Annotated in this window: 23 protein-coding genes; 14 read left to right on the top strand and 9 right to left on the bottom strand. The window is 58.4% G+C overall.

All coding sequences use genetic code 11. The annotated features are described in order from the left end of the window. Positions 1–129 precede the first annotated feature (129 nt). The gene (typA, locus tag FHL07_RS17155) at positions 130–1,950 is read left to right on the top strand and encodes a translational GTPase TypA (RefSeq protein ID WP_016783126.1); all 1,821 of its coding nucleotides are present in this window, start codon (positions 130–132) and stop codon (positions 1,948–1,950) included. A 228-nt stretch (positions 1,951–2,178) separates the two neighbouring features. Here the strand turns inward: typA and FHL07_RS17150 are convergent, their stop codons facing one another. Then, positions 2,179–2,616 carry a YkgJ family cysteine cluster protein gene (locus tag FHL07_RS17150; protein ID WP_095001087.1) on the bottom strand — a complete coding sequence of 146 codons (438 nt, stop codon included), beginning with the start codon at positions 2,614–2,616 and terminating at the stop codon, positions 2,179–2,181. Positions 2,617–2,881: 265 nt separating this feature from the next. On the opposite strand from FHL07_RS17150, the gene FHL07_RS17145 reads away from it, so the two are divergent. From FHL07_RS17145 to FHL07_RS17130, 4 genes are all read left to right on the top strand, one after another. Continuing rightward, positions 2,882–5,329 carry a glycogen/starch/alpha-glucan phosphorylase gene (locus tag FHL07_RS17145; RefSeq protein WP_095000797.1) on the top strand — a complete coding sequence of 816 codons (2,448 nt, stop codon included), beginning with the start codon at positions 2,882–2,884 and terminating at the stop codon, positions 5,327–5,329. Positions 5,330–5,552: 223 nt separating this feature from the next. Further along, on the top strand, positions 5,553–6,563 hold the full coding sequence (locus FHL07_RS17140) for a class 1 fructose-bisphosphatase (RefSeq protein ID WP_016783129.1): 1,011 nt from the start codon (positions 5,553–5,555) through the stop codon (positions 6,561–6,563). A gap of 204 nt (positions 6,564–6,767) precedes the next feature. Then, on the top strand, positions 6,768–7,022 hold the full coding sequence (bamE, locus tag FHL07_RS17135; protein ID WP_016783130.1) for an outer membrane protein assembly factor BamE domain-containing protein: 255 nt from the start codon (positions 6,768–6,770) through the stop codon (positions 7,020–7,022). 21 nt (positions 7,023–7,043) lie between these two features. Next, on the top strand, positions 7,044–7,613 hold the full coding sequence (locus tag FHL07_RS17130) for a lipocalin family protein (protein ID WP_095000798.1): 570 nt from the start codon (positions 7,044–7,046) through the stop codon (positions 7,611–7,613). A 46-nt stretch (positions 7,614–7,659) separates the two neighbouring features. Here the strand turns inward: FHL07_RS17130 and FHL07_RS17125 are convergent, their stop codons facing one another. Beyond that, positions 7,660–9,048 (bottom strand): CYTH domain-containing protein, encoded by a 1,389-nt coding sequence (locus tag FHL07_RS17125; protein WP_095023770.1) that lies wholly within the window; start codon positions 9,046–9,048, stop codon positions 7,660–7,662. Between the two features lie 158 nt (positions 9,049–9,206). On the opposite strand from FHL07_RS17125, the gene argE reads away from it, so the two are divergent. Together argE and argA are read left to right on the top strand one after the other, a co-directional pair. Beyond that, positions 9,207–10,349, top strand: a complete 1,143-nt coding sequence (argE, locus tag FHL07_RS17120; protein WP_133143896.1) for an acetylornithine deacetylase — start codon at positions 9,207–9,209, stop codon at positions 10,347–10,349. Between the two features lie 133 nt (positions 10,350–10,482). Next, on the top strand, positions 10,483–11,781 hold the full coding sequence (argA, locus tag FHL07_RS17115) for an amino-acid N-acetyltransferase (protein WP_095017751.1): 1,299 nt from the start codon (positions 10,483–10,485) through the stop codon (positions 11,779–11,781). Positions 11,782–11,999: 218 nt separating this feature from the next. Here the strand turns inward: argA and FHL07_RS17110 are convergent, their stop codons facing one another. The 4 genes from FHL07_RS17110 to FHL07_RS17095 form a co-directional block, all read right to left on the bottom strand. Beyond that, positions 12,000–12,263, bottom strand: coding sequence for a DUF3077 domain-containing protein (locus FHL07_RS17110; protein WP_095000802.1), 264 nt, complete (start codon positions 12,261–12,263; stop codon positions 12,000–12,002). Positions 12,264–12,622: 359 nt separating this feature from the next. Further along, entirely contained in the window at positions 12,623–14,206 is a 1,584-nt protein-coding gene (gene gshA / locus FHL07_RS17105) for a glutamate--cysteine ligase (protein ID WP_095000803.1), read from the bottom strand. Positions 14,207–14,404: 198 nt separating this feature from the next. Beyond that, positions 14,405–14,788 (bottom strand): PaaI family thioesterase, encoded by a 384-nt coding sequence (locus tag FHL07_RS17100; protein ID WP_095031396.1) that lies wholly within the window; start codon positions 14,786–14,788, stop codon positions 14,405–14,407. Beyond that, on the bottom strand, positions 14,788–17,109 hold the full coding sequence (locus tag FHL07_RS17095) for a Tex family protein (RefSeq protein WP_095026355.1): 2,322 nt from the start codon (positions 17,107–17,109) through the stop codon (positions 14,788–14,790). The genes FHL07_RS17100 and FHL07_RS17095 overlap by 1 nt, the downstream gene beginning before the upstream one ends. Positions 17,110–17,468: 359 nt before the next feature. Here FHL07_RS17095 and ompR point away from each other — a divergent pair, with 359 nt between their 5' ends. Together ompR and FHL07_RS17085 are read left to right on the top strand one after the other, a co-directional pair. Next, on the top strand, positions 17,469–18,209 hold the full coding sequence (gene ompR / locus FHL07_RS17090; protein ID WP_095000806.1) for an osmolarity response regulator transcription factor OmpR: 741 nt from the start codon (positions 17,469–17,471) through the stop codon (positions 18,207–18,209). A gap of 114 nt (positions 18,210–18,323) precedes the next feature. Beyond that, the gene (locus FHL07_RS17085) at positions 18,324–19,637 is read left to right on the top strand and encodes an ATP-binding protein (RefSeq protein WP_016783139.1); all 1,314 of its coding nucleotides are present in this window, start codon (positions 18,324–18,326) and stop codon (positions 19,635–19,637) included. Between the two features lie 69 nt (positions 19,638–19,706). Here the strand turns inward: FHL07_RS17085 and rimK are convergent, their stop codons facing one another. Next, on the bottom strand, positions 19,707–20,612 hold the full coding sequence (gene rimK / locus FHL07_RS17080; RefSeq protein WP_016783140.1) for a 30S ribosomal protein S6--L-glutamate ligase: 906 nt from the start codon (positions 20,610–20,612) through the stop codon (positions 19,707–19,709). Beyond that, on the bottom strand, positions 20,609–21,091 hold the full coding sequence (rimB, locus tag FHL07_RS17075; RefSeq protein WP_095000807.1) for a retropepsin-like aspartic endopeptidase RimB: 483 nt from the start codon (positions 21,089–21,091) through the stop codon (positions 20,609–20,611). The genes rimK and rimB overlap by 4 nt, the downstream gene beginning before the upstream one ends. 235 nt (positions 21,092–21,326) lie before the next feature. On the opposite strand from rimB, the gene FHL07_RS17070 reads away from it, so the two are divergent. The 3 genes from FHL07_RS17070 (at position 21,327) to FHL07_RS17060 (ending at position 24,503) form a co-directional block, all read left to right on the top strand. Then, on the top strand, positions 21,327–21,734 hold the full coding sequence (locus tag FHL07_RS17070) for an RNA-binding S4 domain-containing protein (protein ID WP_095000808.1): 408 nt from the start codon (positions 21,327–21,329) through the stop codon (positions 21,732–21,734). A 145-nt stretch (positions 21,735–21,879) separates the two neighbouring features. Continuing rightward, positions 21,880–22,782: an Hsp33 family molecular chaperone HslO gene (gene hslO, locus FHL07_RS17065; protein WP_095000809.1), complete on the top strand. Its 903-nt coding sequence runs from the start codon at positions 21,880–21,882 to the stop codon at positions 22,780–22,782. A gap of 179 nt (positions 22,783–22,961) precedes the next feature. Further along, complete coding sequence (locus FHL07_RS17060) at positions 22,962–24,503, top strand: phosphoenolpyruvate carboxykinase (protein ID WP_095017745.1); 1,542 nt, start codon at positions 22,962–22,964, stop codon at positions 24,501–24,503. A gap of 176 nt (positions 24,504–24,679) precedes the next feature. On the opposite strand, the gene FHL07_RS17050 is transcribed toward FHL07_RS17060, so the two are convergent. Continuing rightward, positions 24,680–25,030, bottom strand: a complete 351-nt coding sequence (locus tag FHL07_RS17050) for a DUF1493 family protein (RefSeq protein WP_095017744.1) — start codon at positions 25,028–25,030, stop codon at positions 24,680–24,682. 153 nt (positions 25,031–25,183) lie between these two features. Here FHL07_RS17050 and FHL07_RS17045 point away from each other — a divergent pair, with 153 nt between their 5' ends. Beyond that, the gene (locus FHL07_RS17045) at positions 25,184–25,453 is read left to right on the top strand and encodes a type II toxin-antitoxin system Phd/YefM family antitoxin (protein ID WP_169916159.1); all 270 of its coding nucleotides are present in this window, start codon (positions 25,184–25,186) and stop codon (positions 25,451–25,453) included. Next, a complete protein-coding gene (locus FHL07_RS17040) occupies positions 25,422–25,760 on the top strand; it encodes a type II toxin-antitoxin system RelE family toxin (protein WP_095038729.1) in 339 nt (112 codons plus the stop codon). Before FHL07_RS17045 ends, FHL07_RS17040 begins: the two co-directional genes overlap by 32 nt. The last annotated feature ends 53 nt before the right edge of the window (positions 25,761–25,813 follow it).

Here is a 25,813-nt window from a genome sequence, read left to right as displayed (position 1 = left end):
TGTATGCCTGTGGCCTGCGTCACCGGCCCCCCGACGCCGCCGTCAAGCTGTAACGGCTTGCACGGACTCTACTGTTAATCGCTGCCTGGACTCAGTCAGCACACCGAATCCTCTGATCGAGATACACAAGTGATCGAAAATCTACGTAACATCGCCATCATTGCTCACGTTGACCACGGTAAAACCACCCTGGTAGACAAACTCTTGCGTCAATCCGGCACCCTGGAGCGCAACGAGCTTAACGACGAACGCGTAATGGACTCCAACGACCAGGAGAAAGAGCGCGGTATTACCATTCTGGCGAAAAACACCGCCATCAACTGGAACGGCTACCACATCAACATCGTGGATACCCCGGGCCACGCCGACTTCGGCGGCGAAGTTGAACGCGTAATGTCGATGGTTGACTCCGTTCTGCTGCTGGTTGACGCTCAAGACGGCCCTATGCCGCAAACCCGTTTCGTGACCAAGAAGGCTTTCGAAGCCGGCCTGCGTCCAATCGTGGTCATCAACAAGGTTGACCGTCCGGGCGCACGTCCGGACTGGGTTCTGGACCAGATCTTCGATCTGTTCGACAACCTGGGTGCTACCGAAGAACAGCTGGACTTCAAAGTGGTTTACGCCTCTGCCCTGAACGGTATTGCTGGTCTTGACCACACCGACATGGCTGAAGACATGACCCCGCTGTACCAGTCGATCGTCGACAACGTACCAGCACCAGCCGTAGACCGTGACGGTCCGTTCCAGATGCAAATCTCGGCACTGGACTACAACAGCTTCCTGGGCATTATCGGTGTTGGCCGTATCGCTCGTGGTCGCGTCAAGCCGAACACCCCGGTTGTTGCCATCGACGCTGACGGCAAGCGCCGCAACGGTCGTATCCTGAAGCTGATGGGTCACCACGGTCTGCACCGTGTAGACGTTGAAGAAGCTTCGGCAGGCGACATCGTTTGCATCAGCGGTATGGATTCGCTGTTCATCTCCGACACCCTGTGTGATCCGATGAACGTTGAAGCGATGAAGCCGTTGACCGTTGACGAGCCAACCGTTTCCATGACCTTCCAGGTAAACGACTCGCCTTTCTGCGGTAAAGAAGGCAAGTTCGTGACTTCCCGTAACATCAAGGAACGTCTGGACAAAGAGCTGCTGTACAACGTTGCTCTGCGCGTTGAAGAAGGCGACTCGGCTGACAAATTCAAAGTATCGGGCCGTGGCGAGCTGCACTTGTCCGTACTGATCGAAACCATGCGTCGTGAAGGCTTCGAAATGGGCGTTGGTCGTCCAGAAGTGATCATCCGCCTGGTTGACGGCGTCAAGCACGAACCGTTCGAAAACGTCACCATCGACCTGCCTGAAGAATCTCAGGGCAAGGTGATGGAAGAGATGGGTCTGCGTAAGGGCGACCTGACCAACATGGTGCCGGATGGCAAAGGCCGTGTGCGTCTGGAATACAACATCCCTGCTCGTGGTCTGATCGGTTTCCGTAACCAGTTCCTGACCCTGACCAACGGTGCTGGCATCCTGACCTCGATCTTCGACCGTTACGACGTGATGAAGTCGGGCCACATGTCCGGCCGTCAGAACGGCGTTCTGGTATCGGTTGAAACTGGCAAGGCGCTGACCTACTCCCTGGAAACCCTGCAGGCGCGTGGCAAGCTGTTCGTTGAGCACGGTCAAGAGATCTACAACGGTCAGATCGTTGGTCTGAACAGCCGTGACACCGACATGGGCGTTAACCCTACCAAGGGCAAGAAGCTCGACAACATGCGTGCTTCGGGTAAAGACGAAACCATCGCTCTGGTTCCACCTGTTCGCTTCACTCTGGAACAGGCTCTGGAATTCATCCAGGACGACGAGCTGTGCGAAGTGACTCCTAAGTCCATCCGTCTTCGTAAGAAGATCCTGGACGAAGGCGAGCGTACCCGCGCTGCTAAAAAGGCCAAAAACTAAGTTACTTAGTTAGCGGTTACAAAAACGCCCCCGACCTTGCGGTCGGGGGCGTTTTTTTATGGTCGGGATTTGACTCGTTCATCGCTGCCCGTGCTGCGGCGAGCGCGGTCTGTCAGGTCATTTGCGTACAGGCCATCGCGGGCAAGCCCGGCTCCCACAGGGGGCTGTGGTAATTGTGGGAGCGGGCTTGCCCGCGAAACGATCTGTCAGTCGATTCTGCGCTGCAGGTTAAAAATCCATCAGCTTGACGCTGCTGTTCTTGCGCTCAACGGCCTTGGGCACATACGCGCAGTAACCTGGGCGCGGGCCAATCCGCGGATGGTTGCGGCAGGTATCCGGGCGAATCTCATAAATCGTGCACATGCGCGATTTGCGGTCCAGGTACAGGCAGTCGTTATTGCTCATGCGCTGCAGGGTGAAAATCCCGGACTTCTGGTTGAAGCGCTCAACGATCCCTTCCTTTTGCAGGCGCTTGGCGATGTTCTTCGGCGGGTCGCCCATCTCGAACTCGTCAACGATGCCGATGCGGATCAGGTCTTTGATTTTGACCTCGACCGGCAAGGTGCAGCAGCTGGAAATGCAGGAGCCGCACATGGGCGCGGAGTATTTGGCCCAGGTATCGAGACGGTCGATTTCCGCGGCGGCGATCAGGTTGGACTTCATCAGACTTGTATTCCAGCGTGCATCAGGGCGCGCGATCATACCGGGGTTGCTGAAGGAGTGAACAACCATTTGCCGGTTTTTCGATCAGAGCCATGTTTTAAAGCGTTCAACTGCGAATGTGCCTCGTTTTGGGGCGGCATTCACTTTGTCAGCTTTTTTTAAATAATCGCCGAAAAAAGCCCGAATCAAAGCACTTTGTTTCTGTTGAAGCGTCTAGGCTGACACCACTCGCTCTTCAAATCGCCCCATCTCGATTGAGGTTGTATCGATGCCCCAGGAACCGCTTGTTCGTGACGCACAGGTGGCGGCTTTCCGTGCCGCTGTAGTAGCCAAGCTGACTTACGCGGTGGGTAAGGACCCGGAACACGCGTTTGACCATGACTGGTTTGAGGCCATAGCCCTGGCCGCCCGCGACCATATGGTCGAGCACTGGATGGACAGCACCCGGCAGATTTATCGCAAGGACCAGAAACGGGTGTACTACCTGTCGCTGGAGTTTCTGATCGGTCGCCTGCTGTACGACAGCCTGAGCAACCTGGGGTTGCTGGAGGTGGCGCGTGAGGCACTGGGCGAGCTAGGCGTGGATCTGGAGCGCATCCGTGTCCTGGAGCCGGACGCGGCCCTTGGTAATGGTGGCCTGGGTCGGCTGGCGGCGTGCTTTATGGAAAGCATGTCGACCCTGGGCATTGCCGCCCACGGCTATGGCATCCGCTATGAGCACGGGCTGTTTCGCCAGAGCATTGTCGATGGCTGGCAGCAGGAACAAACCGAGAACTGGCTGGATTTCGGCAACCCGTGGGAGTTCGAGCGTGCTGAAGTGCTGTACTCGGTGGGTTTTGGCGGTTCGGTTGAAACCAAACAGGATGAACAAGGCCAGCTGCGGCAGATCTGGTGGCCGGGCGAGACGGTGCGGGCTATTGCCTATGACACGCCTGTTGTGGGCTGGCGCGGGGCCAGCGTCAACACCCTGCGTCTGTGGCGGGCGAGGGCCCTGCACGATCTGAACCTGGGCCGCTTCAACGCAGGCGATCATTTGGGGGCGGTGGCCGAAGTGGTACGGGCCGAGAGCATCTCCCGCGTGCTGTACCCGGCTGACAGCAACGAGGCTGGCCAGGAGCTGCGTCTGCGCCAGGAATTCTTCTTTGTCTCGGCCTCGTTGCAAGACCTGCTGCGCCGCCATCTGCACGTCCATGAGACGCTGCTGAACCTGGCCGAGCATGTGTCGATCCAGCTCAACGACACCCACCCCTCGATCGCCGTGGCCGAGCTGATGCGTATCCTGGTTGATGAGCACGGCATTGAATGGCATGCGGCGTGGCAGGTCACCGTCGACACCTTGTCCTATACCAACCACACGTTGCTTCCGGAAGCGCTGGAAACCTGGCCTGTGGGCTTGATGGAGCGGCTGTTGCCGCGCCATATGCAGATCATCTACCTGATTAACGCACACCATATCGATGCGCTGCGGGCCAAGGGCATTCATGATTTTGACGTGTTGCGTGCCGTTTCGCTGATCGAGGAAGACCACGGCCGCCGGGTACGCATGGGCAACCTGGCATTTCTCGGTTCCCACAGCGTCAATGGCGTTTCCGGGCTGCATACGCAATTGATGCGCAGCACCGTGTTCGCCGAGTTGCACAAGCTCTACCCGGAGCGCATCAACAACAAAACCAACGGCGTGACCTTCCGCCGCTGGCTGTTCCAGGCCAACCCGCCATTGACCGCCATGCTGGTGGATGTGCTGGGCCCGGATGTGCTTGATGAAACCGAACACAAACTGATCAGGCTGGAGCCTTTTGCCGAGCGCTCCGATTTTCGCAAACGCTTCGCCGAACAGCGCCTGCAAAGCAAATGCACCCTGGCGGCGCTGATTTATGAGCGCCTGGGGGTCGTGGTCAACCCTGAAGCCCTGTTCGATGTGCAGGTCAAACGGATTCACGAGTACAAGCGCCAACTGCTCAACCTGATGCACACCGTAGCGCTGTATCAGGCCATTCGGGCCGAGCCGGGCAACCAATGGGTGCCACGGGTGAAGATTTTTGCCGGCAAGTCGGCGGCCAGTTATGAACAGGCCAAACTCATCATCAAACTGGCCAATGACATCGCCCGTACCGTCAACAACGATCCCACCGTACGCGGTCTGCTCAAGGTGGTGTTTATCCCCAACTACAACGTCAGCCTGGCCGAAAGCATCATTCCGGCGGCTGACTTGTCCGAACAGATCTCCACGGCAGGCTACGAAGCGTCGGGCACCAGCAACATGAAGTTCGGCCTTAACGGCGCGCTGACCATTGGCACAATGGATGGCGCCAACGTCGAAATGTGCGAGCGGGTGGGTGCCGACAATATGTTTATCTTTGGTCTGAGCTCGCAGCAGGTCGAAGCGCGCAAGCGCAATGGCGAGTTCCATGCAGCACCGGATGTCGCGGCCTCACACAGGCTCAATGACGTGTTGCAGGCGATTCGTGGCGGGGTGTTCTCCCACGACGACCCTGCGCGCTACACCGGCCTGGTGGATTCGCTGATCGAATATGACCGGTTCCTGGTGTGTGCCGACTTCGATGCCTACTGGGATGCCCAGATGCGCGTGGAGCACCTGTGGCACGACAGGGAAGAGTGGTGGCGCAAATCCGTGTTGAACACGGCACGCATGGGCTGGTTCTCATCGGACCGGACCATTCGCGAATACGCGACCGAGATCTGGAAAGCGTTGTAGGAAGTTTCACGCGCTGTGGGAGCGGGCTTGCTCGCGATGCAGGCGACGCGGTTGAGCTGAAAACCGCGTGGCCTGCATCGCGAGCAAGCCCGCTCCCACAGGGTCTCTGGTGGCTGTTTTGGAACCCGTTCGGCCAGTTCTGAGTCTGATTAGAAGATTTGCACGGCAACACGCGCTAAACTGCGCGGGTTTTTCGCCCCCTCCCCCTTGTTCGGAGCCTTACATGTCCCGCGTTACCCTGAGTCGCTATTTGATCGAGCAGACCCGCAGCAACAACACGCCTGCTGATTTGCGTTTCCTCATCGAAGTGGTGGCGCGTGCTTGCAAAGAGATCAGCCACGCCGTATCCAAAGGCGCCCTGGGTGGTGTTCTGGGCAGCATGGGCACCGAAAACGTGCAAGGTGAAGTGCAGAAGAAGCTCGATGTGATCTCCAACGAGATCCTGCTTGAAGCCAACGAATGGGGCGGTCACCTGGCCGGCATGGCGTCCGAAGAAATGGACAATGCCTACCAGATCCCGGGCAAATACCCGAAAGGCGCGTACCTGCTGGTATTCGACCCGCTGGACGGCTCGTCGAACATCGACATCAACGCACCAGTTGGCACTATCTTCTCGGTACTGCGTTGCCCGAACGAATACTTGACCCAGAACGAACCTTTGAATGAAAAGGCCTTCCTGCAGCCAGGCACTCAGCAAGTCGCTGCCGGTTACGCCATCTACGGCCCGCAGACCATGCTGGTTCTGACCTTGGGCGACGGCGTCAAAGGCTTTACCCTGGACCGCGAAATGGGCAGCTTCGTACTGACCCACGAAGACATCACCATTCCTGACGCTACCCAGGAATTTGCCATCAACATGTCCAACCAGCGTCACTGGGAAGCCCCGGTACAGCGCTACGTTGACGAACTGCTGGCAGGTGAAGAAGGTCCGTTGAAAAAGAATTTCAACATGCGCTGGATTGCCGCCATGGTTGCCGACGTGCACCGTATCCTGACCCGCGGTGGTCTGTTCATGTACCCGCGCGACAGCCGTGAGCCGTCCAAGCCGGGCAAATTGCGTTTGATGTACGAAGCCAACCCGATGTCGTTCCTGGTGGAACAGGCTGGCGGCGCATCGACTGATGGCCATCAGCGCATTCTCGACATCCAGCCAGAAGGCCTGCACCAGCGTGTAGCCGTGTACCTGGGCTCGAAAGAAGAAGTCGCACGCATCACCGCTTACCACAAAGCGTAAGCCCCTGTGGGAGCGGGCTTGCTCGCGATAGCATCGACCCGGTATGTCAGGCATACCGGGTTGCCTGTATCGCAAGCAAGCCCGTTCCCACTGTTGTTATCCCTCCTGAAATAAATCCCTGCGTCCTGCGGGAACCAGCCTGCGCTTTTCTCTTCTAAGCTTGGATCAAGCGGCACTGCCGACTTTCTTTCTCAGGAGCTTTCCATGAAGTTGCGTTCTCTGGCGTTGTTGTCGTTCTGTGTCTTGCTGGCCGCGTGCAGCAAAATCAATCAGCAAAACTACTCGAAACTGTCGACCGGCATGACCAAGGCCGAAGTCGAGCAGTTGCTGGGCACCCCGACCGATTGCTCCGGCGCGCTGGGCATGTCGAGCTGCACCTGGGGCGATCAGAAGAGCTTTATCAGCGTGCAGTACGCAGGCGACAAAGTGCTGATTTTCTCTGGCCAGGGTTTGAAGTAAGACCGATCAGGAGCGTTTACGATGAAACGTCTTTTAGTCAGTCTCGGGGCTGCGCTGTTATTGGGCGGGTGTGCAAGTTCCAGCAGCGATTCGCTGGCGCCCAACACCGTCTCCAGTGTCGACCTCAAGCGCTATCAGGGCACCTGGTATGAATTGGCGCGGTTGCCGATGTTCTTCCAGCGCAATTGCGCGCAGTCCGAAGCCCATTACAGCTTGAAGCCGGATGGCGACGTGGCGGTGTTGAACCGTTGCCGCACCGCAGAGGGCAAGTGGGAGGAGGCCAGGGGCACGGCAACGCCGCAAGTGGAGGGCAAGACCGACAAGCTGTGGGTCGAGTTCGACAATTGGGTATCGACACTTTTGCCGGGTGTGACCAAGGGCGATTACTGGGTGTTGTACCTGGGCGACAACTACAGCACGGCGCTGGTAGGCAATCCCGACCGTAAATACTTGTGGTTGCTGTCGCGTAAACCGCAGGTTGATCAGCAAACCCGTGATGAGTTGCTCAGCAAGGCCCAGCAGCAGGGCTATGACACCACACGCTTGATCTGGCGCACGCCAGATGCGGACATGCCCAAGGGCACGAAGTAAGGCAGGAATGTCCCTCAGCAGGCGCTGAGGGACACAGGCCGGGCGCTTAAGCGCGCAGCAGGGTCTTCCAGGCGCGGTTCTGGTACACGGCGATGGCTTGCTGCTTGCGGGCGTTGAGCAGTTCGTCGTTGCTCTCGGCGTCTTCAGAAATCGGCAGGTTGGCCAGTTCCTGCAGCTTGTTCATCTCGCCGTACAGACGGTCCAGTTCCGGGATTTCCAGCACGTTACGCGCCAGACGCAGCCAGGCCTGAATACGCTCGATGCGCGGCAGTTGCTCGGCCAGGTCTTCGGGTTGCTGCTGGTAGCGGTTCAGACGCAAGGCAATCGCTTCGTCCGACAACAACCGTGGCAACCAGCTTTGCAGCTGCGCAGCGCCCTGGCGGTTGCCCCGGGTGGTGCCACGGTCCACAGTCCAGCTGCGCTCCATCAACCAGCGCGAAGTGTTCAGGGAGAACTGGCCCCAGCGCGGGTCTTCCAGTTCCTCGAGGAACTGCTCCGGTGCGGCTTTGCGCACATCTTCGTCGTCCTGACCGATCTGCACCAGCGGGCGCCAGTCTTCCAGCAGGGCGTCCAGCGCAGCGCGCAAGGCGCTGGTGGACTGACGTGGTGCGGCTTGACCCAGGCTGCTGACCAGTGCACGCAGGTCGATCAATTGCTGAACCCAGTCTTGCAGCAAACGCCAGTGGCCATTGAAGCGATACTGCTCGGCCAGGCGCTGGCTATTGCCCAGCAAGTGCCAGGCCAGGGCGGCGAAGGCATCGTCCAGGGGTGTTTCTGGCGCCAGCACCGGGGCTGGCAGGGTGACGGCGTAGCTGTTGGCGTCGAACAGGCGATAGCCGCGCTCGGCCTTGCTGATATCACACGGCATCAGGGCCAGCTTCTCGGCCAGTTCGGCGGCCAGTTCCAGCAGGGCAGACGGCTCGCCTTCGCGCAGTTCGAGCTCCAGCTCGCAGATTTCTTCCTTCTGCTTGCCGGCAATCACATGGCCCAGGTCCAGAGCGGCTTCGATGACCACTTTGGCTTTGCCACGGCCCCAGGAAATTTCAGCACGTTCGCGTACGAAATCCGTGGTGAAAATGGGCTTGAGAGTTTTTTTGTCCAGCTCGGCCAGCTCTTGTGGCCAGCATTCGCCGTCGAGCTTCTTGATATCGAGCTTGGCTTTGGGCAGGTTCCAGTCGTACTCGTTGCGTACGGACAGGCCAGCAACGCTTTCGCCGCGGGTCTTGAGGGTCTGGATCACGTCTTCGCCATCACGGCGCAGGCGCAGGGCAACCTTGGCCTTGGCCAGGTCGCGCTCAGGTGTATCGAAGTACTGGTTCAACAACTCACGGCTTTCCCAGCCACTTTTGTTGCGCTTTTTCAGCAAAGGGTGCTCGCGCAAGGCGGCGAGGGTTTCGCGGCTGACGCGCAGTTTGATTTCGGTTTCTTTTTGCATGGCCGGAAAATCCAGGAACGGTTGCGCAGCCGGGAAAAAGTGTGGCTGCCAAGGCCGTGCAGTGTACAGGACTCGCCGCCCCGGCGGGCCGCGAGGGTTTATTCTGCGGCGCAGATAGCTCTATGATGGGCCTCGCCCCGCCTACAGGAAGTCAGCGCATGCCCTTACCTTCCATGAAAGAGCAGTTCGCTGCCTTGATCGCCGCACCGTCGGTCAGTTGCACCCAGCCGACACTGGATCAGTCCAACCGCGGGGTGATCGATTTGCTGGCCAGCTGGCTTGGCGATTTGGGTTTCAACTGCGATATCCAGCAGGTCAGCCCCGGCAAATTCAATTTGCTCGCCAGTTTTGGCAGTGGCCCCGGCGGGCTGGTGCTGGCCGGGCACAGCGACACCGTGCCCTACGATGAAGCGCTGTGGCAGACCGATCCGCTCAAGCTGACAGAGGTCGATAACCGCTGGGTTGGCCTTGGCAGTTGCGATATGAAGGGCTTTTTTGCGCTGGTGATCGAAGCAGTGCGGCCTTTGCTCGATCAGCCCTTCAAGCAGCCACTGCTGATTCTGGCCACCTGTGACGAAGAAACTTCGATGGCCGGGGCCAGGGCGCTGGTCGAAGCTGGTCGCCCGCTGGGCCGTGCTGCGGTGATTGGTGAACCGACCGGGCTCAAGCCGATCCGCATGCACAAGGGCGTGATGATGGAGCGCATCGAGATCCTCGGGCAGAGCGGTCACTCATCCGACCCAAGCCTGGGCCACAGCGCGCTGGAGGCCATGCACGACGCGATCAGCGAACTTAAGGGGTTGCGTCAGCAGTGGCTCAATGAGTACCGCAATCCGCAGTTCAGCGTGCCGCAACCGACCCTTAACTTTGGCTGTATCCATGGCGGCGACAACCCCAACCGGATTTGCGGCCAGTGCTCGCTTGAATTTGACCTGCGCCCGCTGCCGGGCATGGACCCGAATGCGCTGCGGGCCATTATCCGCAGCAAGCTGCAACCCCTGGCCGAGCGTCATCAGGTGAAGATCGATTTCGCGCCCATTGCCGCCGGAGTGCCGCCCTTCGAGCAGGATGCCGATGCCGAGTTGGTGCGCGTGGCTGAGCGCCTCACCGGGCATCGTGCGCAAGCAGTAGCGTTTGGCACCGAAGCGCCTTATCTTCAGCAGCTTGGTTGCGAAACGCTGGTATTGGGCCCGGGTGACATCGCCTGTGCGCATCAACCAGGGGAATACCTGGAAATGTCACGTTTGCAGCCGACAGTACGTCTACTGACTCAATTGATCGAACACTATTGTCTGAAATAGTGAAGATACCCATACGATTTATCCACAAGGAGAGCCGCGTGTTGCCAACAATGTTTCGACGATAGCCATCAGCCCGTTGTGCGTTTGCTGTTCTAGCCCTTTTTAGGCGATTTATTTTCTACAGGCTCTGGTTATGCACGATTACGTTAACTGGCTGCGTCACGCGTCTCCCTACATCAATGCCCACCGCGATTGCACCTTTGTTGTCATGCTCCCTGGCGACGGTGTGGCACACCCCAACTTTGGCAATATCGTCCACGACCTGGTGCTGTTGCACAGCCTGGGTGTGCGTCTGGTACTGGTCCACGGTTCGCGCCCGCAGATCGACAGCCGCCTTGAGGCACGAGGCCTGGTGCCGTATTACCACAAGGGCATGCGTGTCACCGATGCATCAACGCTCGAATGCGTGATCGATGCTGTCGGGCAACTGCGCATTGCGATTGAAGCGCGCTTGTCGATGGACATGGCGTCTTCGCCAATGCAGGGTTCGCGTCTGCGCGTAGCCAGCGGCAACCTGGTCACTGCGCGGCCGATCGGCGTGCTCGACGGTGTGGATTTTCACCATACCGGCGAAGTGCGCCGGGTGGACCGCAAGGGCATCAACCGCCTGCTCGATGAGCGTTCGATTGTGCTGCTGTCGCCCTTGGGTTACTCGCCCACCGGTGAGATTTTCAATTTGGCCTGTGAAGACGTCGCCACCCGTGCCGCCATCGACCTGGCGGCGGACAAACTGCTGCTGTTTGGTGCTGAATCGGGTTTGCTCGATGCCGAAGGGCGGTTGGTGCGTGAGTTGCGTCCACAACAGGTGCCGGCGCATATGAAACGTCTGGGCAGTGACTACCAGGCCGAATTGCTGGAAGCCGCCGCCGAGGCCTGCAGTGGCGGCGTGGCTCGTAGCCATATCGTCAGTTATGCCGAAGACGGTGCGCTGTTGACCGAGCTGTTCACCCGTAACGGTGGCGGTACGCTGGTGGCGCAAGAACAATTTGAAGTTACGCGGGAGGCGGCGATTGAAGACGTCGGCGGCCTGCTTGAATTGATCAGCCCGCTGGAAGAGCAGGGGATCCTGGTGCGTCGTTCGCGTGAAGTGCTGGAGCGTGAGATCGAACAGTTCAGTGTGGTGGAGCGCGAAGGCATGATCATCGCCTGTGCGGCGCTGTACCAGATTGCCGATTCGGATGCGGGGGAGCTGGCGTGTCTGGCGGTGAACCCGGAGTACCGTCATGGCCGTCGTGGCGATGAGTTGCTCGAACGTATTGAAAACCGCGCCCGTGCCCAGGGGCTGAAAACCTTGTTCGTGTTAACCACGCGCACTGCTCACTGGTTCCGTGAGCGCGGGTTTGAGCCTAGCGGTGTAGAGCGCCTGCCGGCGGCGCGGGCGTCGCTGTACAACTACCAGCGTAACTCGAAGATCTTTGAGAAAGCGCTGTAAGGCGCCAGCTGTTCAGGCTCTGGGCTGGAGAAGATTCGTAGCAGCTGACGAGTGGAACGAGGCTGCGTTCGGCGGCGAAGCCGTCGTAAAGTCAAACACCGTGGTGTGCCAGTTAAACTTGGAACTCTGGTTTTACGGTCGCTGCGCAACCGAACGCAGCCTCGTTCCACTCGTCAGCTGCTACGGATAACTGCAACTGCGGTGCTCAACAAGCCCCGTCAAAACTCCCGCAAACACACATCATCTATTACCGCCTTGCCCATGTCGCACAAGTAATGTGAAGCCCAGGCATGGCGCTCGCAGTTCTTGTCCAGCGCGGCATCCAGCGCCAGTTTTTTTGCGCAATAAAGCAACGCCGACACCTGCTCCAGCGCCTGGCGCAGCGGTATGTCGGGGTTGACGCGGAACAGCTCGTGGTTGTCCTGGCCGCAGGGGCCGAAGGTGACAGTGCCGAGAGTTTTGATTGGGGGATGATCAGCCATTTAGCGCGCTCCTAAAGTACTTAAGAGCTGTCACTTTCGTTTCCAGGCGAAGGTGGCAGCTGTACGCAGGCTGGAAACCGGGACAATAGGAACCCGGCAGGTCCGAAGACCTCCCGCGTACAGCCGCCATAGCACATAAAAACAGGGATTGATGGCATTAAGGCGAATATTGTTACCCGGGTTTCCAGGCCCGGTCACTGTTTTTTCAGTGACGGTGCACAGTACGCTTTGCTGTAAAACCCGTAAGCCGTCCCTTGCCTCAGTGGGCGTAGGAACTGACCGCCCGCGCTCGCACGAACACCACCGGTCTGTCCCCTCTCCCTCCGGGAGAGGGCTAGGGTGAGGGGCTTTTGATCTGCCTAGTTACTGATCGCCAAAATACTCGCCTGGTACGAAGCCACAAACAGGTCGAAGTCGCCTTCTTCCGTTTGTTCGGTCTCGGCCTGCTCGAGCAGTGACTTGCGCGCTTTCTCTTCAAACGCAGCCTGATCTTCAGCACTCAACGGTTCACTGCGGAAGAACTCGGCATGGGCCAGGCTCTGGCGCATCGAGAACTGAGCGAAGCTCTCCTTGTGCTCGGCCATGCTGGCCAGCACTTTGGCAGACGGCGTCAGCGACACGTCCTTGATCTTCGCCAGCTGTTCGTCGACTGCCTTGCTGTGGTTATCGCCACCCTGGCTCTGGTCGAGCAAGGCGGCCAGCGGCGCGATTTTTTCCAGCAGCTCGGTAGCCCATTCCTTCATGTCAACGGCTGCGCCATCACGCTGCAATTGCAGGCCCGGACGGCGACCTTCCTTGACTACGCTGAGGAAGTTGGAAGAGCAGCTGCCACAGCCTGCGCTGTCGAACTGCGGGCTGTCTTGCAGCGCGCAATACAGCAGGAAGGCGTCCAGAAAACGCGCTTCAGGCAAATCGATGCCCACCGGCAGAAACGGGTTGATATCCAGCAGGCGCACTTCAACGTACTGCACGCCACGGGACACCAGGGCCTGGATCGGCCGCTCGCCGGTGTAGGTCACGCGCTTGGGGCGAATGTTGGAGTAGTACTCGTTTTCGATCTGCAGGATGTTGGTGTTCAACTGCACCCACTCGCCATCCTTGTGCGTACCGATTTCTACATACGGCGGATAAGGTGTGGCCACTGCCTTGCGCAGGCTGTCGGTGTAGCTGTCGAGGTTGTTGTAGCACGGCGTCAGGCCTGCCTGGGCGTTGCTCTGATAGCCCAGGTCGCTCATGCGCAGGCTGGTGGCATAGGGCAGGTAGAGCGTGTCGGCGTCCAGTTGCTCCAACTGGTGCGAACGACCGCGCAAAAAGCCCGCATCCAGCGCAGGCGAAGCACCGAACAGGTACATCAGCAGCCAGCTGTAGCGACGGAAGTTACGAATCAGGGCGATATAGGCGTCGGACTGATAATCGCGCTCGGTTCCGACAAAACCCTCTGCCTGCATCAGCACTGGCCACAGGGCCTCTGGCAGGGAGAAGTTGTAGTGGATGCCGGCAATGCACTGCATGGTCTTGCCGTAGCGCAGGGCCAGGCCCTTGCGGTAAACGTACTTGAGCTGTCCGATATTGGACGTGCCGTAGTAGGCAATCGGAATATCTTCTTCGGCCGGCAACGGGCACGGCATCGAAGGGCTCCACAGGAACTCGTTACCGAGCTTGCTGTAGGCAAAGCGGTGGATCTTGTCGAGGCTGGCCAGCGTCTGCGCCGGATCAGGCAGGGCCGGGGTGATGAACTCCAGCAGCGACTCGGAATAGTCGGTGGTGATTTGATCGTTGGTCAGGGCCGAGCCCAGTTCTTCCGGGTGCGGGGTTTGCGCCAGGCGAGCATCGGCCGTGACGCGCAGGCATTCGCGCTCGATGCCGTGCAGGCACTGCTCCAGAAGAGAGAGGTTGGCGCGCTCGCTGAGCAGAGCCAGGCGGCGGTTGAGAAGTTGGCTCAAGTTGGATTCCTTCACGCGTCAGTCGCCCCAATATGGGGGTGGTCAGGACGGTCTACAAGGGTGAAGTTGAAACTGGCGTGGTCGCCTGGTTTTGTTGGCATCGCTCAGTTCCGTCCCTGATTCGGCGCCGCGGCGCTCCAAGCGCATTTCGGCACTGCATTGGCAGTGCCGAAATTAACTCAAATCAGCCGTTGGCCGCTACAGGACAGCGAACGTGCCTTGTGCTTTTGCGACCAGCTTGTCGCCCTGCATAACATCCGCTTCGACGACCAGCGTGCGTCGCCCGGGGTGGATGACCTTGGCGATACATAGCACTTCGCCTTCAGCCACCGCGCGAATGTAGTTGATTTTGCACTCAATGGTCGCGCTCTGCTGATCGAAGCCATGGGTGCTGGAACAGGCCAGGCCCATGCTGATGTCCACCAGGCTGAACAACACACCACCGTGCAACTTGCCTGCCCGGTTGCGCAATTGCGGCTCCAGGCTCAGCGCAACATGCGCCACACCGTCTTCCAGCGATTGCACGCGGCAGCCGAGCAACTGGCTGAAGGCGCTTTGGGTCAGGCCGTCCGGGAGGGCCATCAGCGTTTCTTCAACTGTTTGGCGTTGGCGAACAACGAGGCCATGGCGTTATTGGTCGGTGCGGCGGCAACGCTCTCCTTGCGCGGTGCCGAGCTTTGCTGGCGCGGGGCCGAGCCCGGACGTGCGCCGCGAGCACCGTCGATTTTCTCGCCCGGGGTGTCGCTCATGCGCATCGACAGGCCTACGCGTTTGCGCGGGATGTCGACTTCCATGACCTTGACCTTGACCACATCACCGGCTTTAACGGCTTCGCGCGGGTCTTTGATGAATTTCTCGGACAAGGCCGAGATATGCACCAGACCGTCCTGGTGCACGCCGATATCGACGAAAGCCCCGAAGTTGGTCACGTTGGTCACCACGCCTTCCAGGATCATTCCCAGTTGCAGGTCTTTGAGGTCTTCGACACCTTCCTGAAACTCGGCGGTCTTGAACTCCGGGCGCGGGTCGCGGCCTGGTTTCTCCAGCTCCTGGAGAATATCGGTCACCGTCGGCAGGCCGAAGGTCTCGTCGGTGAATTTCTTCGGATCAAGACGCTTGAGGAACCCGGCGTCGCCGATCAGCGAGCGGATGTCCCGCTCGGTGTCCGTAGCGATGCGTTTGACCAGCGGGTAGGCTTCGGGGTGAACCGCCGAGCTGTCCAGCGGATTGTCGCCATTCATCACGCGCAAGAAACCTGCCGCCTGCTCGAAGGTTTTTTCGCCCAGACGGCTGACTTTTTTCAGCGCTGCACGGGTTTTGAATGCACCGTTTTCGTCGCGGTGAGCCACGATATTTTGCGCCAGTGTGGCATTGAGGCCCGAAATTCGCGCGAGCAGTGCTACCGAAGCCGTGTTCACGTCCACGCCCACGGCGTTCACGCAGTCTTCAACCACAGCGTCCAGGCCGCGTGCCAGCTTGAGCTGGGACACGTCGTGCTGGTACTGGCCGACACCGATGGATTTAGGGTCGATTTTCACCAGTTCGGCCAGCGGGTCTTGCAGGCGGCGGGCGATCGATACGGCGCCACGGATCGAAACGTCCAGATCCGGGAATTCCTTGGCTGCCAGTTCCGATGCCGAGTACACCGAAGCACCGGCCTCGGACACCATCACTTTGGTGACTTTCAGGGCCGGGTATTTTTTCATCAGATCGATCACCAGCTTGTCGCTTTCGCGGCTGGCAGTGCCGTTGCCAATGGCAATCAGATCGACCGAATGCTTGGCACACAGGGCGGCCATGACCGAAATGGTCTGGTCCCACTTGTTGTGCGGCACGTGCGGGTACACGGTGGCGTACTCCAGCAGCTTGCCGGTGGCATCGACCACGGCAATCTTGCAACCGGTGCGCAGGCCCGGGTCCAGGCCCAGGGTGGCGCGCGGGCCAGCCGGCGCGGCCAGCAGCAGGTCGTGCAGGTTGTGGGCGAATACATTGATGGCTTCGGTTTCAGCGGCGTCGCGCAATTCACCCAGCAGGTCGGTTTCGAGGTGGGTGTAGAGCTTGACCTTCCAGGTCCAGCGCACCACTTCGCTCAACCATTTATCAGCCGGGCGGTTTTGATTTTCCAGACCGAAGCGCTGGGCAATCATCATTTCGCCAGGGTGCATCGTGCCGGGCAATTCTTCACCGACTTTGAGCGACGAGCTCAGAATGCCTTCGTTGCGACCGCGGAAAATCGCCAGTGCGCGGTGCGATGGCATGCTTTTGAGCGGTTCATCGTGCTCGAAGTAATCGCGGAACTTGGCGCCTTCCTCTTCCTTGCCGGCAATTACGCGGGCGCTGAGGATGGCTTCCTGTTTGAGGAAGCTGCGCAGCTTGTCCAGCAGGCTGGCGTCTTCGGCGAAGCGCTCCATGAGGATGTACTTGGCGCCATCAAGGGCTGCCTTGACGTCAGCCACACCTTTTTCAGTGTCGACAAAACGGGCAGCTTCGGCATCTGGCGTGAGTGTCGGGTCGTTGAACAGGCCGTCTGCCAGCTCGCCGAGGCCGGCTTCCAGGGCGATCTGGCCCTTGGTGCGGCGCTTTTGCTTGTACGGCAGGTACAAGTCTTCAAGGCGGGTCTTGGTGTCGGCGAGTTTGATGTCGCGGGCCAGTTCGGGGGTCAACTTGCCTTGTTCTTCGATGCTGGCGAGGATACTGACGCGCCGCTCGTCGAGTTCGCGCAGGTAGCGCAGGCGCTCTTCGAGGTGACGCAACTGGGTGTCATCCAGGCTGCCGGTCACTTCCTTACGATACCGAGAGATGAAGGGTACGGTGGAGCCCTCATCCAGAAGAGCGACGGCCGCTTCGACCTGCTGCGGGCGCACGCCGAGTTCTTCGGCGATGCGGCTGTTGATGCTGTCCATAAAACCACCTGACAAAATGTGATGCAGGCTCGCAGGCCCGGGCTTGAAGGCTTGCGAGGCTGGTTGAGCAGCCCGGAAGGGGCCGCTGCCTGGGCCAAAAGGGCAGCCTGTTGACCCGTGAAGTCAGCTGATTACGCCAGATGTTGAAAAAATAAATACTGGCACAACCATTGAAAGTTCGAGATTGCCCGACACAAAAGGCCGCGCATTATAACCAGCGTTCCCGGATTCAGGGGATTGCGCGCGGTGGTCTCATTACCTGGTCTAATGTTTAAGGAAGAAAAATCTGCTAACAATGCACACAATGCGTATCGCAGCGGCTGAGCCATAATGCGCGCCGAGATCACAGGAGCATCCTAATGAGCAGCACTGCACAAACGTCTGAAGGCGAAAAAATCCTTATCGTTGATGATGATCCTGGGCTGAGCAACTTGCTGGTACGTTTCTTTTCCAGCAAGGGTTATCGCGCCACTTCCGTGACCAATGCAGCGGACATGGATCGTCGGCTGGCCCGCGAAATGTACCACCTTGTGGTGCTGGATCTGATGCTGCCCGGCGAAGACGGCCTGTCAGCCTGTCGCCGTTTGCGTGCAGCGGGCAATCGCGTGCCGATCATCATGCTGACAGCCAAAGGTGATGAACTTAGCCGTATCAAGGGCCTGGAACTGGGTGCCGACGATTATCTGGCCAAGCCTTTCAACCCCGATGAGCTGATGGCCCGTGTGCGTGCGGTATTGCGTCGTCAGGCGCCGCCGGTGCCGGGTGCGCCGGGTAGCGAAGACGAAAGCGTGACATTCGGTGATTACGAGTTGTCCCTGGCAACCCGCGAACTCAAACGTGGCGACGAAGTTCACATGCTCACCACGGGTGAGTTTGCGGTACTTAAAGCCCTGGTCATGCATGCCCGCGAGCCATTGACCCGCGACAAGCTGATGAACCTGGCCCGTGGTCGTGAGTGGGATGCGCTGGAGCGTTCAATCGATGTCCAGATTTCCCGTTTGCGCCGCATGATCGAGCCGGATCCGTCCAAGCCCCGCTATATCCAGACCGTCTGGGGCGTGGGTTATGTGTTCGTGCCGGATGGCAACGCAACCAAATGACAGATCATTTGTAGGAGCGAGTCGCACTGGTGCTGTCTGGTACCGTGTGGCTCGCGATTTATCTTTTTTTCGGGCCTCGGGGCTCGCTCCTGCAAAGTATAAAAGCGGCTGTCTATGAAAACCCCTGTCTGGTTCCCCCAAAGTTTCTTCTCGCGCACACTCTGGCTTGTCCTGATTGTTGTGCTGTTTTCCAAGGCCCTGACGCTGGTTTATCTGCTTATGAACGAGGACGTGCTGGTTGACCGCCAGTACAGCCACGGCGTGGCGCTGACCCTGCGTGCCTATTGGGCCGCCGATGAGGAAAACCGCAATAAGATCATCGATGCCGTTGATTTGGTTCGCGTCGTGGGCGGAGGTGTACCCGAGGGTGAACAGCACTGGCCTTACAGCGAGATTTATCAGCGTCAGATGCAGGCCGAGCTTGGCCCCGATACAGAGGTGCGCTTGCGTATGCACACATCCCCTGCGCTGTGGGTGCGTGCCCCGAGCCTGGGGGATGGCTGGTTGAAAGTGCCGTTGTATCCGCACCCGCTGCGTGGGCAAAAAATCTGGAATGTACTGGGCTGGTTTTTAGCCATCGGCTTGTTGTCCACTGCTTCGGCGTGGATCTTCGTCAGCCAGCTCAATCAGCCCCTCAAGCGTCTGGTGTATGCAGCTCGCCAGTTGGGGCAGGGGCGCAGCGTGCGCTTGCCTGTCGGCGACACGCCCAGCGAAATGACGGAGGTGTACAGCGCCTTCAATCAGATGGCTGAAGACGTCGAACAGGCGGGCCGCGAGCGAGAACTGATGCTTGCAGGCGTGTCCCATGACCTGCGCACCCCGCTGACCCGTTTGCGTCTGTCTCTGGAGCTGATGGGCAACCACAACGACCTGACCGACGACATGGTGCGTGATATTGAGGACATGGACGCGATTCTCGACCAGTTCCTGGCCTTTATCCGTGACGGCCGTGACGAGCCGGTTGAAGAGGTTGATCTGTGTGAATTGATCCGTGAAGTGGTGGCACCCTATAACCAGAACGGAGAGCAGGTGCGCCTGCGTCTGCAGCCGATTCAGCCGTTTGCGCTACGTCGGGTATCGATGAAGCGTTTGCTCAACAACCTGATCGGCAATGCCTTGCACCATGCTGGCGAAGACGTGGAGGTTGCGGCTTACGTATCGGGTGATGTCAGCGCGCCGTATGTGGTGCTGAGCGTGATGGACCGGGGGGCAGGGATTGATCCTGCGGAGCTGGAAGATATCTTCAACCCGTTTATCCGCGGTGACCGTGCCCGTGGCGGTAAAGGTACGGGGCTGGGGCTGGCGATCGTCAAGCGGATTGCCTCCATGCATGGTGGCAATGTCGAGCTGCGTAACCGCAGCGGCGGAGGGCTTGAAGCCCGTGTACGTTTGCCGCTGGGGCTTATGTTGCCAAGAGGGGCGGTATAGCTTTGACCCTGTGGGAGCGGGCTTGCCCGCTCCCACAACAAGTCTGCTCACCCAAGGGTTGATGCGCTGTCAGCCTTTGCCCTTGGTCCGGGTCATATGCGGGCTGCTGTTTTTTTCCAGGTGCTGGATGATAATCCCGGCCACATCCTTGCCGGTGGTGGTTTCAATGCCTTCCAGGCCTGGCGATGAGTTGACCTCCAGCACCAGCGGGCCGTGGTTGGAGCGCAGGATATCGACACCCGCCACACTCAGCCCCATGACCTTGGCCGCACGAATGGCGGTCATGCGCTCTTCGGGGGTGATCTTGATCAGGCTGGCGCTGCCGCCCCGGTGAAGGTTGGAGCGGAACTCTCCAGGTTTGGCCTGGCGTTTCATGGCCGCGATCACCTTGTCACCGACCACGAAGCAGCGAATATCGGCACCCCCGGCCTCCTTGATGTATTCCTGCACCATGATGTTTTGCTTGAGGCCCATAAAGGCCTCAATCACCGACTCGGCGGCGGTAGCGGTTTCACACAGCACCACGCCGATGCCCTGGGTGCCTTCCAGCACCTTGATGACCAGCGGGGCGCCGTTGACCATTTCGATGAGGTCGGGAATATCATCCGGCGAGTGGGCAAAACCGGTTACCGGCAAACCCAGGCCACGCCGGGACAACAGCTGCAACGAACGTAATTTGTCCCGCGAGCGAGCAATTGCCACCGATTCGTTGAGCGGAAACACGCCCATCATTTCAAACTGGCGCAGCACTGCGCAGCCATAGAACGTGACTGACGCGCCAATGCGCGGGATCACAGCATCAAAGCCTTCCAGCGGCTTGCCGCGATAGTGAATCTGCGGCTTATGACTGGCTATGTTCATATAGGCGCGCAGGGTATCGATCACTACCATCTCATGGCCTCGTTCGGTACCGGCTTCAACCAGACGACGAGTGGAATACAGACGCGGGTTACGCGACAGCACAGCGATCTTCATGCAACACCTGTGGCAGAGGTAGTAGTGACCGGGAATTCCGGCTTGTCTTGTACATATTTTAGTGCAGGGTTGACGACCAATTGGCCGTCGATCAACGCTTTTGAGCCCAGCAACAAGCGATAACGCATCGATTTGCGGCAGGCGAGGGTGAACTCGACCGGCCAGACCCTATCACCCAGCGCCAGGCCGGTGCGGATCACATAGCGAACCTGGGTGTGGCCATTGGAGCTTTTAATGGTTTTAATTGCCACCAAAGGCGCTTCACAGTGACGGTGACGCAGTTGTACCAGGGTGCCCAGGTGGGCATTGAAACGTACCCACTCGACACCGTCGCGCACAAAAGGCTCGATTTCGGTAGCGTGCAGGCTGGAAGTACTGGCACCGGTGTCGATTTTCGCGCGCAGGCCGGCGACTCCCAAATCGGGAAGCGCCACCCACTCGCGCAGACCGACAACGGTCAAGTGATCAAAAGTCTTCAATATAAGTAACCAGCGATTAACGTATTCAGGCCGCAGGAGGAACCCTGCAGGTAAAGCAATCGGCGATGCCGATTTGGCAATGTACAAAGAGCATTCACGCAGAATATTCAGCAAATGGCGACAGTTATCTGCGTGTCCGCTACTCGGCAGGCAGGCATTCTATCGGGGCGAATGCTTCAGTTGTTCATTGCAAGTAGTAGTACAGTTCTGACTATTCAAGTGAAGAGGAATTCCAGTGGCGCAAAAGCAGGAAGAGGACGACAAGGTTCGCCTGGATAAGTGGCTCTGGGCGGCGCGTTTTTACAAGACCCGGGCACTGGCCAAGGCCGCGATTGAAAGCGGCAAGGTGCATTGCCGGGGTGAGCGCTGCAAGCCGAGCAAAGAACCTCGCCTGGGCGATGAACTGCAAATTCGTGTTGGCCTTGAAGAGCGCACTGTCGAAGTCAAAGCGCTGTCTGTGGTCCGCCGTGGCGCCCCTGAAGCCCAATTGCTGTACGCCGAAACCGAACAAAGCATCGCCAAGCGCGAAAACGCGGCTGCCATGCGCAAATCCGGGGCCATGGGCATCACGACTGATGGCAAACCGACCAAGAAGCAGCGGCGCCAACTGCATCAGTTTCATGACGCCAGTGGGGGCGAGTGAGCTGGCCAGGGCCCGCAAGCCGTACGTCGAGTCCGTGGCTGCATAGCTTGTAATCATTCAGGTATGGCGCCATATAGGGTCATCAGACCTGCACGATATTTAATGGCGCTTACACATTTTGTCACCAATTCAGAACTCTATTCTTATGTCCGACTTACACAAAACCGATGCCACACAACGCTTTATGTTCGATACCAGCGACGCCCGCGGCGAACTGGCCTCGTTGGAGCACAGCTACGCTGACGTGTTGGCCAAGCACGCTTATCCACAGCCGGTCCAGCAATTGCTGGGCGAGCTGATGGCTGCGGCTGCGTTGCTGGTGGGCAACCAGAAAATCGATGGCTTGCTGAGCCTGCAGGCCCGTTCCGAAGGCCCGGTGCCGCTGCTGATGATCGAATGCACCAGCGACCGGGAAATACGCGGCCTGGCCCGTTTTGACGCCGACCAAATTGCTGCCGATGCCACGCTGGCTGACCTGCTGCCCAACGGCGTACTGGCCATTACCATCGATCCGGTGGTCGGCAAGCGCTACCAGGGCATCGTGGACCTGAACGGCGAAACCCTGGCTGACTGCTTCACCAATTACTTCGTGATGTCCGAGCAAGTGCCGACCCGCTTCTGGCTGGTTGCTGATGGCCAGCGTGCGCGGGGCATGTTCCTGCAGCAGTTGCCTGCCGATGTGGTCAAGGATGAAGACGAGCGCGTCGACAGCTGGGACCGCCTGCTGATGCTGGGCGATACGCTCAAATCAGAAGAGCTGCTGGGGCTGGATAACGAGACCATCCTGCACCGTTTGTATCACGAAGAAACCGTGCGCCTGTTTGATAATCAGGCCATTGAATTCAAGTGCAGTTGCTCCCGTGAGCGTTCGGGCAATGCCCTGACCAGCCTGGGTCATGCCGATGCGCTCAATCTGGTGACCGAGCATGGCGGTCATATCGAAATCGATTGCCAGTTCTGCAACGAGCGTTACCTGTTTGATGCAGCAGATGTCGATCAATTGTTCGCTGGCGCAGGTGTTGAATCCCCTTCAGGCACTCATCACTAAAACGTTTCAGCTCAGGTAAAACACCTGTCAAAGCCCGTTCTTGCGCGGTTCTGACAGGTGGGGCCTACTCTTTTTGGGGTTTTCTGGCATAATCCGGCCCACTTTTTTCGCGGTAGTAGTGCAAACTTTTCTACTACAAAACGTTTGGCGCACTCGGCCAATGGCCGACGGGGAACCTCATGACGCAAGCTAATAACGCCGTGTACACCGATCTGAGCATCGACGATCTGGTCAAAGAAGCCCTGAACCGTGGTGAAGGCGTGCTTGCCGACAATGGCGCACTGGTTGTCGAAACTGGCCACCGTACAGGCCGTTCGCCGGCTGACCGCTTCATTGTTGAAGAACCGTCCACTCAGGCTGCCATTGCCTGGGGCCCGATCAACCGCAAGTTCCCGGCCGACAAGTTCGATGCCCTGTGGGACCGCGTCGAGGCGTTCAACAACGCGCAAGAGCATTTCGTTTCCCACGTGCATGTAGGTGCTTCCGAAGACCACTACCTGGCCGTGAAAATGACCACCCAGACTGCCTGGCAGAACCTGTTCGGTCGTTGCCTGTTCATCAACCCGGCTAAATACAACCCAGCCGGTCGTGATGAGTGGCAAGTGCTTAACGTGGCCAACTTCGAGTGCGTGCCTGAGCGTGATGGCACCAACTCTGACGGTTGCGTGATCATCAACTTCGCCCAGAAAAAAGTGCTGATCGCCGGCATGCGTTACGCCGGTGAAATGAAAAAAGCCATGTTCTCGGTACAGAACTTCCTGCTGCCTGCTGCTGACGTACTGCCGATGCACTGCGCTGCCAACATTGGCGAAGAAGGCGACGTGACCCTGTTCTTCGGTCTGTCCGGCACCGGTAAAACCACCCTGTCCGCCGATGAAAGCCGTTACCTGATCGGTGACGACGAACACGGCTGGGGCGAGGGTGTGGTGTTCAACATCGAAGGCGGTTGCTATGCCAAGTGCATCGACCTGTCGGAGAAGAACGAGCCGGTTATCTGGAAAGCCATCAAGCACGGCGCTGTTCTGGAAAACGTTGTGCTCGACGCTGCCGGTCACCCTGACTATGCCGATGTCAGCCTGACCCAGAACAGCCGCGCCGCTTACCCGCTGGAGCACGTTGCCAAGCGTTCCGAGAAGAACCTGGGCGGCGAACCAAACGCTGTGATCTTCCTGACCTGCGACCTGACAGGCGTACTGCCACCTGTGTCGATCCTCAGCGAAGAGCAAGCGGCCTACCACTTCCTGTCTGGCTACACCGCACTGGTGGGCTCGACTGAAATGGGTTCAGGCAGCGGCATCAAGTCGACTTTTTCCACCTGCTTTGGCGCACCGTTCTTCCCGCGTCCGGCCGGTGAATACGCAGAGCTGCTGATCAAGCGCATCCGTGGCTTCGGCTCCAAGGTGTACCTGGTTAACACCGGCTGGACCGGCGGTGGCTACGGCGTTGGCAAGCGCTTCAACATCCCGACCACCCGTGCGGTGATTGCTGCGATCCAGAGCGGTGCTCTGATCGGCGCTGAAACCGAGCACCTGGACATCATCAACCTGGACGTGCCTAAAGCCGTACCGGGCGTTGAGACTGTTCTGCTCAACCCGCGCAACACCTGGGCTGACAAAACTGCCTACGACGAAGCTGCCAAAGCATTGGCTGGCCTGTTCGTAGAGAACTTCAAGAAGTTCGACGTCAGCGACGCGATCAAGGCAGCCGGCCCGAAGGCGTAAGTATTCGGTCAGTGTGTTGATCCACAAAAAAGCCGCCTGAAAAGGCGGCTTTTTTGTGCCTGAATTTTTCTGTGGGTATACATCCTGTGGGAGCGGGCTTGCTCGCGATGGCATCGCGGCGGTGAATCAGACAAAACCGCAGCGTCTGCATCGCGAGCAAGCCTGCTCCCACATGCCTAGGCCTCCAGGCCTTGGGTATCCCACTGTCCGCTGCAGATCGCCGCGTAGAGCATACCGATGGTCAGCGGTACTTTGCTTTCCCGACCCTTGGCCTTGCGCTTGAGGTGCGGGTCATTACCGGCGGGCTGGAAATAGCGATAGGCATCGTAGTCCGCCAGTTCCAGGCCAAAACGTTCTTCCAGGGCTTCTATCAAATGCTGGGCATCCGCGCCATTGCAGCCCAAATCAGCATTGATCGCGGTCTTGAGGCTGATGGTCTTGTGTTCCGGCAAGCCGATTTCTTCGTGCAGCAGCTGCAGCAGCTCACGCAGGGTTGGGGTATCCGGGAGGTCTGGGGCGAGGTTCATTATTCATTGTCCCGATTTTCAGTGTGAGCGTTTGTTGGAGTGTCTTTTATGGCGCTGTTAAAAGTGCTATTTTTAGTGCTTGATTGTGTTGGCTCAGCAGCTTACAGATTTAGCAGATGAGTCTTTCCGTATACATAGGCATGAGGCCATATCATGACATTCGCCATGCTCGCTAAAGTCGCTGCGTCAGTAACAGATCTGAAAAAAGACCCTATGGGTACTTATCGTGAAAGCGGTGGTGACCCAATGGTCATTCTCAATCGTAACGAACCTGCGTTTTATATTCTTTCCCCTGAGCGCTACGAGCTGTTGCTGGAGATGATCGACGACGCTGAATTGGCCAGGTTGGTCAAAGAGCGGCGTGGCAATCCTACAATCAAGGTCGAAATTGATGAGCTCATCGCAACTGCCGAGAAAAACTGAGTCGCAGGCAGATGCAATCAAGACTTATACCCTTGAGTTCGAAATTGAAGCAAAAAAGGAGCTGGAAAAGCTGGATAAGGTGCTCCAGATCCAGCTACTAAAGAAGCTCAAGTGCCGTTTGTTGTCCCCAAAGGTTCCAGCCGCCGGGCTCAGGAATATGCCGAACTGTTACAAAATAAAGCTGCGTGCCAGCGGGGTGAGGCTGGTGTATGAAGTGATTGATAACCGTCTGATAGTTCTGGTGCTTGGTGTCGGTCGTCGTGATGACAATGCTGTCTATATCGCCGCGAAGAAGCGTCTGCACTAGTGATATCGGGTAATTTCAAAACACACCTGTATCATCCTCTCTCAATTTGCCCC

Source organism: Pseudomonas sp. FSL W7-0098, assembly GCF_005930585.1.
GTDB classification, from domain to species: Bacteria; Pseudomonadota; Gammaproteobacteria; order Pseudomonadales; family Pseudomonadaceae; genus Aquipseudomonas; species Aquipseudomonas bubulae.
Note: the sequence above shows the minus strand (reverse complement) of the source record. Positions and strands in the feature narration are given on the sequence as shown.

Excerpts from the sequence above, each read along its gene's own strand:
- FHL07_RS17145 (WP_095000797.1), top strand. The coding sequence starts at position 2,882 with ATGCCCCAGGAACCGCTTGTTCGTGACGCACAGGTGGCGGCTTTCCGT.
- FHL07_RS17140 (WP_016783129.1), top strand. The coding sequence starts at position 5,553 with ATGTCCCGCGTTACCCTGAGTCGCTATTTGATCGAGCAGACCCGCAGC.
- bamE (WP_016783130.1), top strand. The coding sequence starts at position 6,768 with ATGAAGTTGCGTTCTCTGGCGTTGTTGTCGTTCTGTGTCTTGCTGGCC.
- FHL07_RS17130 (WP_095000798.1), top strand. The coding sequence starts at position 7,044 with ATGAAACGTCTTTTAGTCAGTCTCGGGGCTGCGCTGTTATTGGGCGGG.
- FHL07_RS17125 (WP_095023770.1), bottom strand. The coding sequence starts at position 9,048 with ATGCAAAAAGAAACCGAAATCAAACTGCGCGTCAGCCGCGAAACCCTC.
- argE (WP_133143896.1), top strand. The coding sequence starts at position 9,207 with ATGCCCTTACCTTCCATGAAAGAGCAGTTCGCTGCCTTGATCGCCGCA.
- argA (WP_095017751.1), top strand. The coding sequence starts at position 10,483 with ATGCACGATTACGTTAACTGGCTGCGTCACGCGTCTCCCTACATCAAT.
- FHL07_RS17110 (WP_095000802.1), bottom strand. The coding sequence starts at position 12,263 with ATGGCTGATCATCCCCCAATCAAAACTCTCGGCACTGTCACCTTCGGC.
- FHL07_RS17100 (WP_095031396.1), bottom strand. The coding sequence starts at position 14,788 with ATGGCCCTCCCGGACGGCCTGACCCAAAGCGCCTTCAGCCAGTTGCTC.
- FHL07_RS17095 (WP_095026355.1), bottom strand. The coding sequence starts at position 17,109 with ATGGACAGCATCAACAGCCGCATCGCCGAAGAACTCGGCGTGCGCCCG.
- ompR (WP_095000806.1), top strand. The coding sequence starts at position 17,469 with ATGAGCAGCACTGCACAAACGTCTGAAGGCGAAAAAATCCTTATCGTT.
- FHL07_RS17085 (WP_016783139.1), top strand. The coding sequence starts at position 18,324 with ATGAAAACCCCTGTCTGGTTCCCCCAAAGTTTCTTCTCGCGCACACTC.
- rimK (WP_016783140.1), bottom strand. The coding sequence starts at position 20,612 with ATGAAGATCGCTGTGCTGTCGCGTAACCCGCGTCTGTATTCCACTCGT.
- hslO (WP_095000809.1), top strand. The coding sequence starts at position 21,880 with ATGTCCGACTTACACAAAACCGATGCCACACAACGCTTTATGTTCGAT.
- FHL07_RS17060 (WP_095017745.1), top strand. The coding sequence starts at position 22,962 with ATGACGCAAGCTAATAACGCCGTGTACACCGATCTGAGCATCGACGAT.
- FHL07_RS17050 (WP_095017744.1), bottom strand. The coding sequence starts at position 25,030 with ATGAACCTCGCCCCAGACCTCCCGGATACCCCAACCCTGCGTGAGCTG.
- FHL07_RS17045 (WP_169916159.1), top strand. The coding sequence starts at position 25,184 with ATGACATTCGCCATGCTCGCTAAAGTCGCTGCGTCAGTAACAGATCTG.
- FHL07_RS17040 (WP_095038729.1), top strand. The coding sequence starts at position 25,422 with ATGAGCTCATCGCAACTGCCGAGAAAAACTGAGTCGCAGGCAGATGCA.